General features: G+C 65.7%; 12 protein-coding genes. 10 read left to right on the forward strand and 2 right to left on the reverse strand.

Going from position 1 to position 14056, the window contains the following annotated elements; genetic code table 11:
• Positions 1-113: 113 nt before the first annotated feature.
• Genes E8M01_RS20045 through E8M01_RS20055 form a run of 3 tightly spaced genes read left to right on the forward strand, consistent with a single transcriptional unit; the run spans position 114 to position 3247 of the window.
• The gene (locus E8M01_RS20045; protein ID WP_170181984.1) at positions 114-1274 is read left to right on the forward strand and encodes an alpha-hydroxy acid oxidase; all 1161 of its coding nucleotides are present in this window, start codon (positions 114-116) and stop codon (positions 1272-1274) included.
• 19 nt (positions 1275-1293) lie between these two features.
• A complete protein-coding gene (locus tag E8M01_RS20050; RefSeq protein WP_136961751.1) occupies positions 1294-2256 on the forward strand; it encodes a 2-hydroxyacid dehydrogenase in 963 nt (320 codons plus the stop codon).
• A 22-nt stretch (positions 2257-2278) separates the two neighbouring features.
• A complete protein-coding gene (locus E8M01_RS20055; protein ID WP_136961752.1) occupies positions 2279-3247 on the forward strand; it encodes an Ldh family oxidoreductase in 969 nt (322 codons plus the stop codon).
• A 28-nt stretch (positions 3248-3275) separates the two neighbouring features.
• On the opposite strand, the gene E8M01_RS20060 is transcribed toward E8M01_RS20055, so the two are convergent.
• Positions 3276-3473: a hypothetical protein gene (locus E8M01_RS20060; RefSeq protein ID WP_136961753.1), complete on the reverse strand. Its 198-nt coding sequence runs from the start codon at positions 3471-3473 to the stop codon at positions 3276-3278.
• 157 nt (positions 3474-3630) lie between these two features.
• Here E8M01_RS20060 and E8M01_RS20065 point away from each other — a divergent pair, with 157 nt between their 5' ends.
• From E8M01_RS20065 to E8M01_RS20080, 4 genes are all read left to right on the forward strand, one after another.
• Complete coding sequence (locus E8M01_RS20065) at positions 3631-5205, forward strand: flavin monoamine oxidase family protein (RefSeq protein ID WP_136961754.1); 1575 nt, start codon at positions 3631-3633, stop codon at positions 5203-5205.
• Positions 5206-5244: 39 nt separating this feature from the next.
• A complete protein-coding gene (locus tag E8M01_RS20070; RefSeq protein ID WP_136961755.1) occupies positions 5245-5655 on the forward strand; it encodes a c-type cytochrome in 411 nt (136 codons plus the stop codon).
• Positions 5656-5763: 108 nt separating this feature from the next.
• Positions 5764-6267: a RidA family protein gene (locus tag E8M01_RS20075; RefSeq protein WP_136961756.1), complete on the forward strand. Its 504-nt coding sequence runs from the start codon at positions 5764-5766 to the stop codon at positions 6265-6267.
• A 280-nt stretch (positions 6268-6547) separates the two neighbouring features.
• Positions 6548-6994: a hypothetical protein gene (locus E8M01_RS20080; RefSeq protein ID WP_136961757.1), complete on the forward strand. Its 447-nt coding sequence runs from the start codon at positions 6548-6550 to the stop codon at positions 6992-6994.
• 181 nt (positions 6995-7175) lie between these two features.
• Here the strand turns inward: E8M01_RS20080 and fumC are convergent, their stop codons facing one another.
• Positions 7176-8567 carry a class II fumarate hydratase gene (fumC, locus tag E8M01_RS20085; RefSeq protein WP_136961758.1) on the reverse strand — a complete coding sequence of 464 codons (1392 nt, stop codon included), beginning with the start codon at positions 8565-8567 and terminating at the stop codon, positions 7176-7178.
• Positions 8568-9181: 614 nt separating this feature from the next.
• Between fumC and E8M01_RS20090 the strand changes: the two genes are divergently transcribed.
• The 3 genes from E8M01_RS20090 (at position 9182) to E8M01_RS20100 (ending at position 14054) form a co-directional block, all read left to right on the forward strand.
• Positions 9182-11440 carry a TonB-dependent receptor gene (locus E8M01_RS20090; RefSeq protein ID WP_170181985.1) on the forward strand — a complete coding sequence of 753 codons (2259 nt, stop codon included), beginning with the start codon at positions 9182-9184 and terminating at the stop codon, positions 11438-11440.
• 103 nt (positions 11441-11543) lie between these two features.
• Complete coding sequence (locus E8M01_RS20095) at positions 11544-12269, forward strand: ChuX/HutX family heme-like substrate-binding protein (protein ID WP_136961760.1); 726 nt, start codon at positions 11544-11546, stop codon at positions 12267-12269.
• A gap of 36 nt (positions 12270-12305) precedes the next feature.
• Positions 12306-14054: an ABC transporter ATP-binding protein/permease gene (locus tag E8M01_RS20100; protein ID WP_136961761.1), complete on the forward strand. Its 1749-nt coding sequence runs from the start codon at positions 12306-12308 to the stop codon at positions 14052-14054.
• Positions 14055-14056 lie beyond the last annotated feature (2 nt).

The following is a 14056-nucleotide window of genomic DNA, read 5'->3' on the forward strand; positions in this document are numbered from 1 at the left end:
AGATAGGCGCAATGCATTTCGGCGGGTCGCCCGGCGCAGGTGCCGGCCCTAGAACGGGAGGACCGGCTTCGGGCGGCGATCCGCCGAAGCCACCTGTTCCGAGGAGCGCTGCCATGTGGGGTGCATCGGCCCGATCCCTGGCGAAGGCGGCGTCCATCGCCGATCTGCGCGTGCTCGCCCGGCGGCGGCTGCCGAAAGCGGTGTTCGACTTCATCGATGGCGCGGCCGGCGACGAGACGACGCTCGCCGACAATCAGGCGGCCTTCGGCGACTGGCAGCTGATGCCGCGGGTCGGCGTCGATGTCAGCCGGCGCGATCTCGGCGCCGACTTCCTCGGCCGCGCCGCCAAATTGCCCCTGATGTTGTCACCGACCGGGCTCACCGGCTTCTTCTGGCCGCATGGCGAGATCGCCGCGGCGCGCGCCGCCGGCAACCGGGGCATCCCGTTCTGCCTCTCGACCAATTCGGTCGCCGCGCTCGAACAGGTCGCCGAGGCCGCGCCCGACACCGACCTCTGGTTCCAGCTCTATGTCATGCGCGACCGCGGCCTGACCGATCAACTGGTCGCCCGCGCCGCCGCTGCCGGCTACCGGGTGTTGTGCATCACCGTCGACCTGCCGCTCACCGGCCGACGCGAGCGCGACGTCCGCAACGGTTTCACCATGCCGTTGAAGCCGCGCCTGTCGAACATGCTGGATCTGGCGCGCCGGCCCGGCTGGCTGTTGGGGGTGATGCGCGCGCCGCCGACCTTCGGCAATTTCAAGACCGACAATGCCTCGGGCTTCACCAATATCGCCCAGCATGTCAGCACGCTGTTCGATCCGTCGGTGACCTGGGACGACATCGCGCGGTTGCGACGGCTCTGGAAGGGACCGGTGGCGATCAAGGGCATCCTGCATCCCGACGATGCCCGCATGGCGGTCGACATCGGCGCCGACGCGGTGATCGTGTCCAATCACGGCGGCCGCCAGCTCGACCACGTGCCGGCACCGATCACCGCGCTGCCCGACATTGCCGAAGCCGTCGGCGAAAGGGCCCAGCTGATCGTCGACAGCGGCGTGCGCCGCGGCACCGACATCCTCACCGCCCGCGCGCTCGGCGCCGTCGGCTGCAGCATCGGACGCCCGTTCCTGTGGGGACTGGCCAGCGCCGGCGAGGCTGGCGTCGACCATGCCATCAAGCTGCTGGCCGCCGAGATCGACATTGCCATGGCGCTGCTCGGCACGGCGAGCCTCGACGCCATTACCGCCGATCACCTGCGCCGGCGGCGCTGAAATCAACACGAGACCGATCATGAAACCCTATTCCGTCCTGGTCGCCTGCCAATTGCCCGAAGCGGTCGAACGCGACCTCGCCAGCGCGCTCGACGTCGACTTCATGCCCGATGCCAGGCAGCGTCCCGTCGCCGAGCTCGTCGCCCGTCTGGACGGCCGCGACGCCCTGCTGCTGCTGGCCATGACGCCGGCGGATGCCGCGCTCATCGAGGCCCTGCCGGCCTCGGTCAAGGCGATCGCGACCTATTCGGTCGGGCTCGACCATATTGACCTGGCGGCCGCCCGCAAGCGTGGCATCGCCGTGCTGCACACGCCTGACGTGCTGACCGACGCAGTGGCCGAGACCGCGTTGCTCCTGCTGCTGGGGGCGGCCCGGCGCGCCACCGAGAGCATCGATCTGGTCCGCTCCGGTGCCTGGCAGGGCTGGACGCCGACCCAGCTGATCGGGGTCGAGCTATCAGGCAAGACCCTCGGCATTCTCGGCATGGGGCGGATCGGCCGCGGCATCGCCGAGCGCGCCCGGGCCTTCGGCATGACGATCTGCTACCACAACCGCTCGGCGTTGCCGCCGGACCTCGCCAAGGGCGCGGTCCACCACGCCGATGCCGTCGAGTTTCTCGGCGCGATCGATGCGCTGGCGATTGCCTGTCCGCTGACGGAGGCGACGCGCGGTTTCCTCGATGCCGAGCGGATCGCGGCGATGAAGCCGGGCGCCATCGTCGTCAATATCGCCCGCGGCCCCGTGATCGACGACGATGCGCTGATCGCCGCCTTGCAGAGCGGCCATGTCAGGGCGGCGGGCCTCGATGTCTTCACCAACGAACCGAAGCTCGACCCGCGTTATCTCAACCTCGGCAATGCTTTCCTGCTGCCACATATCGGCAGCTCGACGGTCGAGAGCCGGCGCGCCATGGGCCGGACGCTGATCGACGGTTTTGCCGCGCTCGCCGCCGGCCGGAACCCGGACAACCGGGTGGTTTGAGCAGCGGGTTCGGAACCAGGCCATGCGATATTCCAAGGAGCGTGCACGGCAACTGGCGTGGCGCGCCGCGATGGGTGCCGGGGCGAGCCATGCCGCCGCGGCATCATTGGCGGATGCGACGGTCGCGGCGGAACTCTCCGGACGCGGCGCGGTCGGATTCGCGCATCTTCTCGACTATCTCGAAGGCTTCGTCGCAGGTCGTATCGCGGGCGGGGCTGAACCCGATATCGGCTTTCCGACTCCCGCGATCATCCGGGTCGATGCCAAGGGCGGCATCGCCCAGCTCGGTTTCGATCTGGCGTTCGACGAATTGCGCGCCCGCGCGGACCTCTATGGCATGACGGTCTTTGCGCAGGAGAACAGCTATACGGCAGGCGAATTGGGCTATTACACGCGGCGCCTCGCCAATGCCGGACTGGTCGCGCTTGCCGCCTCCAATGGACCGGCCTTGATGACAGCGGGCGCGAGCCGCGCGCCGGTCTATGGCACCAACCCCCTGTCCTTTGCCGCTCCGGTCGAGAACGGGCGTCCCTTGGTTGTCGATCAGGCCTCGAGCGCGACAGCCTTCGTCAACGTCAGGTGCGCGGCGGACAATGGCGAGGCGATTCCCGAAGGCTGGGCGGTCGACCGGAACGGCCAGCCCACCACCGATGCGCGCGAGGCCGTCAAGGGCCTGCTTCTCGCCTTCGGCGGCGCGCGGGGCGCCAATATCGCGCTGATGGTCGAAATTCTCGCGGCAGGGCTGACCGGCGCGAATTGGTCCTGTGACGCCCCGTCCTTCGCGGCTGGGAGCCGATCGCCAGGCGTCGGACTGTTCATCGTCGGGCTGAAAGCCGATGTCTTCGCACCCGGATTTTCGGCACGGCTGGCGTCGCAGATCGAGCGCCTCGCCGCCCAGGGAATTCATATTCCCGGCCGAAGTCCTGATACGGGCGACGTGGAACTGCCCGGGTCGCTTGTCGCCGCCATCGAGCAATACGGCAAATCCTGAACCAAGCCGACGCGCTCGCGGCGCACCGTCACGATGCCTCATGGTCGCCGGCGGAGGAGGCAGATCCGCGGAACACATTGGCCGGCATGTCAGGAAGCGCTTGATTTGACTTGAATAGTTGCGGCGGCGGCAGGGCAGGATAAAGCGCGATGCGGCGATCCGGCTTGCCGTCCGGCCGCTCAATCGATCCGGCTGCTCCGGTATGAACTTCCTTCACGTCGCGCATAACAAAGAATCATACCAAACTGGCTGACGGCCGCTGGGCTTTGATCTCTAATCGTCACCTCGGTCGATGGATCGGTGCGCCGCGCGAGACGGCGCGCCGGCCTTGGCCCTTTATGAGAGCTGGGAGCGAAACGATGTCCGAATCAGAGATGTCACCGATGAGCAGGCGCAACCTGCTGAACCTGATCGGGACTGCCGCCGGCGGCGCCGCGATGTACCAGGCGATGACCAGCCTCGGGCATGCGGCTGAATCGACCTATACCGGGCCGATCAAGCTCGACGGCGATCCCAAGGGCGCCTCCGTGCTGATCCTCGGCGCCGGCCTCGCCGGGCTGGTTGCCGCGCTGGAGCTGCGCAAGGCCGGCTACAAGGTCCAGGTGCTCGAATATCACGAGCGCGCCGGCGGCCGGAACTGGACGCTGCGCGGCGGCGACAAGTTCACCGAGCTCGGCGGCATCGAGCAGAAATGCGAATTCGAGCGCGGCAACTACATCAATCCCGGCCCGTGGCGCATCCCCTACAATCACCACGCGATCCTGGATTATTGCAAGCGGCTCGGCGTCGCCATGGAGCCCTTCGTCCAGGTCAATTACAACGCCTATATGCACAACAAGGACGCTTTCGGCGGCAAGCCGCAGCGCTTCCGGCACATCTATTCCGATTTCCAGGGCGGCGTCACCGAACTGCTGTCCAAGGCGGTCAACCAGGACAAGCTGGAAGAGGCGGTGACCAAGGAGGACAAGGAGGTCCTGCTTGCGGCGCTGCGCCAATGGGGTGCTCTCGACGCGAATTACAAATATGCCAAGAACGGCCTGACCAGCGACCGCCGCGGTTATGACCGCGATCCGGGCGGCGGCCTGAGCGGCGAGCCCGTCAACTCCGAGCCGTTCAGCTTCAAGGACGTGGTGAAGTCCAGGCTGTGGAACCGCATGCAGACCGGCGGTGTCTATGAATTCCAGTCGGCGATCTTCCAGCCGGTCGGCGGCATGGACATGATCGCCAAGGCGTTCCAACGCGAGGTCGGCCGGCTGATCAAGTTCAACGCCAAGGTCACCACCATCAAGCAGGACAATCGCGGCGTTACCGTCACCTATGTCGATGCCAAGAAGGGCGGCCGGCCGCAGACGGCAACCGCCGACTATTGCCTGTGCACCATCCCGCTTTCGGTGTTGTCGCAGATCGACATCAATGTCGGCTCGGCGATGAAAGCGGCGATCGACGCGCCGCCCTATGCCGCGTCGATCAAGATCGGCCTGCAGTTCAAGCGCCGGTTCTGGGAAGAGGACGAGCAGATCTACGGCGGCATCAGCTATACCAACCTGCCGATCGCGATGATCCAGTACCCCTCGTCGAACTTTTTCAGGACCGGCAAGGGCGTGTTGCTCGCAGCCTATACGTTCGGCGCCAATGCCTATGAATGGACCGCACTGCCGCCGGCCGAGCGGTTGAAGAAGGCGGTCGAGTTCGGCGCCCAGATCCATCCTCAGCAATATCAGAAGGAGTTCGAGAACGGCATTTCGGTGGGCTGGCACCGTGAGCCGGCGACGCTCGGCTGCTACGCCGTGTGGACCGATGCTGCGCGCAAGCAGCACTACAACAATCTCTGCGCCATGGACGGGCGGATCATGCTGGCCGGCGAGCACGCTTCCTACCTGCCGGCCTGGCAGGAAGGCTCGGTGCTCTCCGCGCTGGATGCCATCTCGCGCTTGCACAAGCGTGTCGTGGCCCGCTGATCCTTCGTCATTTCCCTAATGGTTCCAGAGGGTTTCACCATGATCCCGTCATTCCAAACGTCGCTGAAGATCGGCCTCACCGCCGCCGTGCTGGTCGCCGGGGCAACCGCCGCCCTGTCGCAGTCCTCGGCGCTGTTCTCGAGCCCCGCCCGCTTCGCCTATCAGGACGGCGAATCGATCTATCGTTATGTCTGCGCGGGCTGCCACATGCCCGAAGGCCGTGGCGCCATCGGCGCCGGTGCCTATCCGTCGCTGGCCAACAATGCCAAGCTCGAGGCCGGGGGCTATCCGGTCTATCTGGTCGTCAACGGGCAAAAGGCGATGCCGGGTTTCGCCAATCAGCTCAACGACGGCCAGGTCGCCGCGGTGGTCAATTATATCAGGAGCAATTTCGGCAACCGCTATACCGACCAGGTCAGCGCCGACGACGTCAAGGCCGCGCGCCAATAGGCGCGGCCGGGCCGGGTGGGCTTCTGGCCCAGCCGGTCTATCGACCACGATGGGGCATGGGCCTGAAACGGCCATGCCCGCGTTTGATTCCATGAAAAGGAGTAATCCATGTTCCGCAAGACGAGTTTCGTTCTGACGCTTGCCGCTTCGCTGATCGCCGCCGCCGGCGTCGCCAGTGCCCAGGATGTCACCCGCCATCGCACGCCCGGCTCGACCTTTCCGATCGCCGCGGCGGTCGAGGTGCCGGCCGGCCGCACCACGGTCTATGTCAGCGGCATGGTGCCGACGGTGACCAACGAGCAGGCGCCGCGCAACAGCCTGGCCGCCTTCGGCGACACCAAGGCCCAGACCGTGACCGTGCTGCAGGCGATCGAGCGGACACTGCAGCGGCTCAACCTGCAGATGAAGGACGTCATCAAGATGCAGGTCTTCCTGGTCGGCGACCCGACCAAGGAAAACCGCATGGACTTCGCCGGCTTCATGGAGGGCTACACCCAGTTCTTCGGCACGCCGGCGCAGCCGAACCTGCCGTCGCGTTCGGTCATGCAGGTTGCCGGCCTGGTCAATCCGGGCTGGCTGGTCGAGATCGAAGTGACCGCGGTTCGTCCCTGACCATTGAGCGCCCGGGCCGGTGGGTTCACCTGTTTGAAAACAGGTGGCTCGCCGGTCCAGCCGACCGGCCGCAGCCCCGCCGGTCCGGTGGCATCGGTTCCGGTCCTGGCCGGGAACTGCCGGCTCATTTGATATCTCGACGCTTGCGAGCCTGATCGGTGGCGGCGCTCGTCGAGCGACCTGGGCATTGTGCTATCAAGATCGTCGTCATCTTTCTCCGGGTCGTCGGCCGGCTGGCCGGTCCGGGTGACGTCATCGGTTCCGCAACGCCGAGGTCGCAATGCACATCCTCGCCATTCTGGTGGTCCTGCTTCTCGGTGGCGGGCAAAGCCGCGCGATGAGCGGTCTGAGTTGCACGGTTGACGACCGGGACCTGAAGCTCGAGGTTTCGAGCGGGCTGAACGGGGCGGGCGGCGGGCTGTTCGAATTCGGTGGCGAACTCCAGCTCCTTCAGCCGTCCGCCCCGACCGATTTCCGCAAACTGACCCTCGGTGCAGGCCAGGTCATGCAAAGCTGGCTGAGCCGCGAAGAGCTCAAGCTCGAACTTTATTGGGAGCGTCCGGCCGGGCGTTATGGGTTTCTTCGGATCGTGATCGAGACGAGAGCCATTGAGGAAGCCTCCTACCGGGGCAGTTATGTCCTGACCACCTATCAAGCCGCGGCCGACAGCGATGCCGCGCCCGTGCAAACCGAAACGCGCGGAGCCGCCTCCTGCTCGGTGGGATGAGCGGCTGAAATTTTGCCATGCGGCCGTCGCCCATCGTCGGAATCGTAGATCGCTGCCGCGGCGCCATGCGAACAGTCCGGCGGGCCTTGTCTCTTGGGCCGGCCGGAGACACCCAAACGGGGCCGGCGCACCACCGGCCCCGTTTGCATGCGGGTGTCGTCGCGCCCCGGCCGGGCGCGGTTCAGGACGGGCCGATCATCTTTTCCGGCCGCACCAGCGCGTCGAATTCGGCATCGGTGACATAACCGCCGCCGACCGCCTCCTCGCGCAGGGTGGTGCCGTTCTTGTGGGCGGTCTTGGCGATCTTGGCGGCGGCGTCATAACCGATCTTTGGCGCCAGCGCGGTGACCAGCATCAGCGAGCGCTCGACGCCGAGCTTCAGGTTGTCGCGGCGCGGCTCGAGGCCGGCAATGCAGTGGTCGGCGAACGAGCGGGCGGCATCTGACAGGAGCCGGACCGACTGCAGGAAGGCATTGGCCATCACCGGATTGAACACGTTCAGCTCGAAATGGCCCTGCGAGCCGGCAAGCCCAATGGTGGTCTGGTTGCCGAACACCTGGGTCGCCACCATCGTCAGGGCTTCGCACTGGGTCGGGTTGACCTTGCCGGGCATGATCGAGGATCCCGGCTCGTTTTCCGGCAAGGCGAGCTCGCCGAGGCCGGCCCGCGGGCCGGAGCCGAGGAAACGGATGTCGTTGGCGATCTTGAACAGCGAGGCGGCGACCGTGTTCATCGCGCCGTGGCTGAACACCATGGCGTCATGGGCGGCGAGCGCCTCGAACTTGTTCGGCGCGGTGCGGAAGGCGAGGCCGGTGAGCTGGGCGATGCGATCGGCCACCGCCTCGGCGAAACCGACCGGGGCATTGAGGCCGGTGCCGACCGCCGTGCCGCCCTGGGCGAGTTCCATCAGGCGGGGCAGCGATTGCTCCAGCCGCTCGACGCCGAGCTCGACCTGGCGGGCGTAACCGGAGAACTCCTGGCCGAGCGTCAACGGCGTCGCATCCTGGGTGTGGGTCCGGCCGATCTTCAGGATATCCGTCCAGGCCTTGGCTTTGCCGTCGAGCGCCTGATGCAGGTGCTTCAGCGCCGGCAAGAGCGCGCCGGTGATCTCCATTGCGCCGGCGACATGCATGGCGGTCGGATAGGTGTCGTTCGACGACTGGCTCATATTGACGTGGTCGTTCGGATGCACCGGCTTTTTCGAGCCCATGACCCCGCCGAGCGTCTCGATCGCCCGGTTCGAGATGACCTCATTGGCGTTCATGTTGGTCTGGGTGCCGGAGCCGGTCTGCCAGACCGACAGCGGGAAATGCTCGTCGAGCTTGCCGGCAATAACCTCGTCGGCGACCGCGACGATGGCGGCCCCGATCGCCGGATCGAGCCGGCCGAGCGCCATGTTGGCCTCCGCGGCGGCGCGCTTGATGATGCCGAGCGCCTTGATCACCGGCTTCGGCTGCTTCTCGGATCCGATATCGAAGAAGTGCAGGGATCGTTGGGTCTGCGCGCCCCAGTAGCGGTCGGCGGCAACGTCGATGGGGCCAAACGTATCGGTTTCGATGCGGGTCTCGGTCATGGCTGTCTCTATGGGATCGGTCAAATCGGGGAGGGCGCCCGTTGGGCGAGCCGCGGCACGGCTGGATCTGGCTTATGCCGTCGAAAACCGCGGAACAGTACGCCAGCAGCGCCGGTTCCACGATGGTCTTTTTGTCTGACGCGCGGTCCTGCGGACGACCAATGGCCTTGGCCTGCGGCATTCTGTCCCGCTTTTCCGTATCGCAGGTCGATGCGCCGTCCTGACAACGGACCGGTCGATGGGCCCTGGCGAGGCCTGTGCGGCCACGGTCGGCCAGGGAATGTCATGTAGACTCTGGGGAATTGTGCCGCGTCCTCGCAGGCCGGCCACGTCTTGGATAAGTGGCGGAAAAATCAGATGAAAATCATTACAAACTGCTGATGCTCAAATTCGCATAGTCCGTATGCTCAGAATTGAGACATATTGTTGACAGATAAACTCAATTTTTCTAGAGCTCCGGCATTGGACGGGGCTGATGCTTTCCACCCCGCCGCCATGCCAGCCAGCTGAACGCCGTCCGCCTCAAGCCAGCCAGCCATCACACAATCTGGCCAAGGGGCTTCGGGGCGATGACACGATCCGGCACTGCGACGCTGTGCGCGTCGGTTTCCATTTTGTTTCTGGCACTGGCGACGGCGGCAGCTCTCGCTCAGGCGACCGCGCCGTCGCGCGCCGAGACCGAGGCGGCGAGGGCAGCCAATGTGTCTTCGGCCGACGAGATCACGGTCACCGCCACCCGCGAGGAGCGTCAGCGGTTCGATGTGCCGGCCAATATCTCGGTCATCTCGCGCCAGCAGATGGATGACCGGGCCACCCGCGACATCCAGGACCTGGTCCGCTACGAACCGGGTGTCAGCGTCGACCGGGTCACGACAGGCACCGATCCCTGGCACAATCTCGGCGGCTTCACCATTCGTGGCGTCACCGGCAACCGCGTGCAGATCCGTGTTGATGGCGCCCGCGTCATGGAGCGCATCACCGACGGCACCCGTGACCTCGTCGACCTGCCCTATATGAGATCGGTCGAGATCATGCGCGGGCCGGGTTCGGTGCTGTGGGGCGCCGACGCGCTCGGCGGCATCGTCGCTTTCCGTACCCTCGATCCCGACGACCTGCTGCGCGGCAAGGGCAGGCCCTGGGCGGTGCGGCTGCAAACCTCTTACGACAGCCTGGACCAGGCCTTCGTCAAGACCGGCATGACCGCCATCCAGTTCAGCCCGGTCCTGCAGGGCATCTTCGTGCTCAGCCAGAGAAGTGCCCAGGCCGCGAGCCTGTCGACGGCGCAGGCCAATGGCGGGATCTGGGGCTGCCCAGCGATCCGCGCGCTCGCCTGCAACGAACTCGATCCGCTCAATTCCAGCACCTGGAACGGCTTTGCCAAGCTGATCTGGCGGCCGGCGGACAATCACGAAGTGCGCCTTGTCGCGGAAGCCTTCAACCGCAATACGACGGTCGACCAGCGTTATGACTTTGGTCAGACCGTTTCGGTGTCCGGCGCCCCCCACCGCAACGGCCAATATCTGCGCAACCAGGTCCTGGGCCGGCAGAACTTTGCCATTGCCCATGACTGGACCCCGCACTGGGGCTGGATCGACGCGGTGCGCTGGAACGTCTCCTATTCGCCGCAGAGCCGCATGCTCGACAGCAACCGCTATCAGCTGAACCTGAACACCAACCAGCAGCGGCGTACCAATGCGATCCTGAACTATCAGGAGAACTTCCTGCAGGGCGAGGTTCAGCTGACCTCCCGCTTCAACCTCGGCCCGGCCCAGCACATCCTGACCTATGGCTTCCAGGGCGACACCACCAAGACCGACTATTTCCGCCAGGACACGGTGATCAACGCCACCACCGGCAACCTCATTTCGGTCACCAGGGGTTCGGGTTTCAATTTCGCCAATGCCAATACGACGCGGGCGGATCTCTATCTCCAGGACGAGATCCAGCTGTTCGACGGCCGCTGGACCATCACGCCGGGCCTTCGCTGGGCCAATTACACCATCGATCCCCGGCCTGATGTCAACTACAGGCCGGTGCCGGGCGTCGAGCCGCGGCAGATTTCGTCGAGCCGTTTCATCCCGCAGCTCGGCTCGGTGTTCAAGCTGACCGATATCTATTCGGTCTATGCGCGTTATGCCGAAGGCTTCAAGATGCCGACGGCGCAGCAGCTCTACCTGTCCCTGCCGGGCGGCGCCGGCGGCGGCGGCAGCCTTGTTCCCAATCCCAATCTTCGGCCTGAATCGGCCAGGTCCTACGAGGCTGGTTTCCGCGGCCGGTTCGAACGCGGCTGGTTCTCGGTGGGGGCCTTCTACACGACCTACAAGGACTTCATCCTGGCCTTCCAGCCGCCGTCGCCCGGTTCGATCGACCTCACCAACACCAATGTCTCGGCGGTGACGATCTACGGTGTCGAAGCCTCGGCCCAATACCGGATCACCGACGACCTGATCCTCAATGGCGGCCTGTCCTATCAGTTCGGCGAACAGCGGGCGACGCCGACATCGGCCAAGGTTGCCTTTGATGCGATCATGCCACTGACCGCCACTGTCGGGCTGCGCTGGTTCAAGCGCGAGTGGAATATCGACGGCGAGGTGCTGGCGAGCTTTGGCGCGCCGATCGGCCGCACCAGCGCGCCGAACATCTACAAGCCCGGCGGCTATGCGGTGTTCGACAGCTTCATCAACTGGCGCCCGACCGCCAACCTGACGCTGCGCGCCGGTGTCCAGAACATCTTCGACACCCGCTATTTCCAGAACCTCTACGGCAATTACACCAACACGCCGGCATCCGCCGCGGTGGCCCAGACCAACCCGCTCGAACTGCAGGTCGCGCCGGGCCGGACCTTCAAGCTTTCTGCGACCGCCGACTTCTGACCTCAGCATCGGCGGCGGCGCGTTTGAGCCACGCGCCACGCAAACTGGGGCGCCCCGATGCGGGCGCCCCGCTTTTCTTTCAGCCAATCCGCGAGGGCCCCGCATGACCGCCACCAAACCCATTCGAGAAATCCTGCCCGGCACCGTCGCCGATGCTGTCGCGACGGTTGGCGCCATGGGCCGGGTCATGCTCGCGGCTTCGGCCGGCGGCGCCACCCATGAGCGGATCGGTCCGGTCGCGGCGGTCCGGCATGAGGCCGGCACGCTCCGCCTGTCGGGCGAGGCCCATGACGCGCTGATCGATCTCGCCGTGATCGTCAGCGTGGTTGCCGACCGCTCCGGCCGGATGAAGGACCGCGTGCTGCCGCGGCTCGAATTGCTGGACGCGGCCGGCGAAACCGCTTTCAGCCTGATCTGCCTTGACGGCCTGGAGCCCTTCGACAAGGCCATCGAGGGCCTCGGCGCCGGCACGGTCCTGCCCGAAAAAGCGCGTCAGACGGCCGTGGAGCCGGGGCCCGCGCCGGCTGGCGACGATCCGGGCGCGAATTTGCTCGAAGCCGCGCGCGCCGGCGGCGAAGCGGTGACCGTGCTGTTTCGTTGCACCGGGCTGGAACAGACCTGGACCGGCATCATTGGCGAGGTGAAGCCGGCCATGGGTTTTCTCAACATCATCCAGCCGGACTTCCACCTGCACCTGAAAGATCACGCGGTCGCCCATTGGCGTCGCGATGCATCGGACGGCGCGATCGCATTCCATGCCGAAGCGGCCGACGGCTCGGCGCTTGGCCTGGTGCTCAGCGGTCCAGGCTCGGCTTTTGCCGGCGCCTAGCGCCGGTTCCCGACGGTCTCTTGCAGCGAGGTTTCCATGCTTGCCAGCCTTGGTCAGATCTGGCGCCTCTGCGTCCTCTGCGCATGGCGACCGGGAGGCCGGCTCGGGATCGTCTATTTTGCTGTTGTCTTCGGCCTCGGTCTTGTCGGCGTCCATATCTCAGTCAGGCTGATCCGCTGGACCGCCGACTTCTTCAATGCCCTGCAGAAGCTGGATGTCGACGAGGCCATCCGCCAGATCGGCGTGTTCTTCATTCTGATCGCCATCAGCGCCGCCCTCAATCTGAGCGGGACCTATATCCGCAAGCTCCTGCAGATCCGCTGGCGCCGGACATTGACCGACGCCATGCTGGATCACTGGCTGGCGGGCAAGGCGTTCTGGCACCTGCGCGCCCGTACCGAATTCGGGCTCGACAATCCGGACCAGCGCATTGCCGAGGATTGCCGCATCTTCGTCTTTCGCCTGACGACCGAAGCGCTGGAACTGATCACCAATATCGTGGCGTTGGTGTCGTTCGTCGCCATTCTGTGGTCGCTTTCGACCTTCGCATTGACCTTTACGCTGTTCGGAGCCGAGATATCGATCCCGCGCTATATGGTCTGGGCCGCACCAGCCTATGTCGCCATTTCCAGTGGCATAACCCATTGGCTTGGTAAGCCGTTGCTGGCACTGAATGTCGAGCAGCAAAAGACCGAGGCGGATTTTCGTTTCGGGCTGGCCCGCTTCCGCCAGACCGGCGAAGCCGTGGCGCTCGCCGGCGGCGAGGCGACCGAGCGGCGCATCTTCAAGAATGGCTTCGAAGCCATAGCCGACAATTGGCGTCAGCTCATTCGGCGCGAATTGATCCTGGGCATGTTCACCCGGCCCTACATGCAGACGGTGTTGCGCATTCCGCTATTCCTGGCTCTGCCCGCCTTCCTGGCCGGCAAGCTGACCTTTGGCGGGCTGATGCAGATCGGCTCGGCCTTCCAGAACGTGGTGACCACCCTGTCCTGGTTCATCTTCTCCTACCGCGATCTCGCCGAACTGGCTTCGGCGTCAGCGCGGCTCGACCATTTTGTCGCGGCGACCATGGAGGCCAGGGCCGGCACCAGCGATGTCAGGATCGAGCCTTCCGCTGACGGCACGCTCAAGCTGGCCGGTCTGCAGCTCTCGTCGCCCGGCGGCCGCCCGATTCAGGCACTTGACGATGTCGTCCTCCGGCCAGGAGAGACGATTTGGCTTCAGGCGCCCTCCGGCTTCGGCAAGACCACGCTGCTGCGCGCCATTGCCGGGCTCTGGCGTCATGGCCAAGGCCGGATCGAGCGTCCGCTCGAGGCTGCCAGTTTCCTGCCGCAACTGCCCTATTTCCCGCTTGGCGGCATCGCAGCGGCTACGGTCTATCCGGCGGCGGCCGAGACGGTGCCGCGCGAACAGGTTGCGGAGTGGCTGCGGGCGGTCGGGCTCGGGCGTCTGGTCGATATTGCTGATGCCGAAGCGGGCGCGGCGCTTGCCGGTCTTTCCGGCGGTGAGCGCCAGCGGCTCGCCTTGATCCGGCTCGTGGTCGAATGTCCGGCCTGGGCCTTTCTCGACGAGCCGACCAGCGCGCTCGACGAAGGCGCCGAACGCAACCTGATGCAATGGCTGCGCGGGGAATTGCCGGAGACGACATTTGTCATCGTCGCCCATCGCCGACCACTCGGTCTCGGTCCGGTGCGCGAGCTTTGCCTGTCGGCGGCACCGCTCGCTGTGGAAGAACCAACTGCGCGGACGAAGCCGGACTTGGTGGCCTCGCCCGCGAGCTGACG

Origin of the sequence: Phreatobacter stygius (genome assembly GCF_005144885.1) — a bacterium.
Taxonomy (GTDB): Bacteria; Pseudomonadota; Alphaproteobacteria; order Rhizobiales; family Phreatobacteraceae; genus Phreatobacter; species Phreatobacter stygius.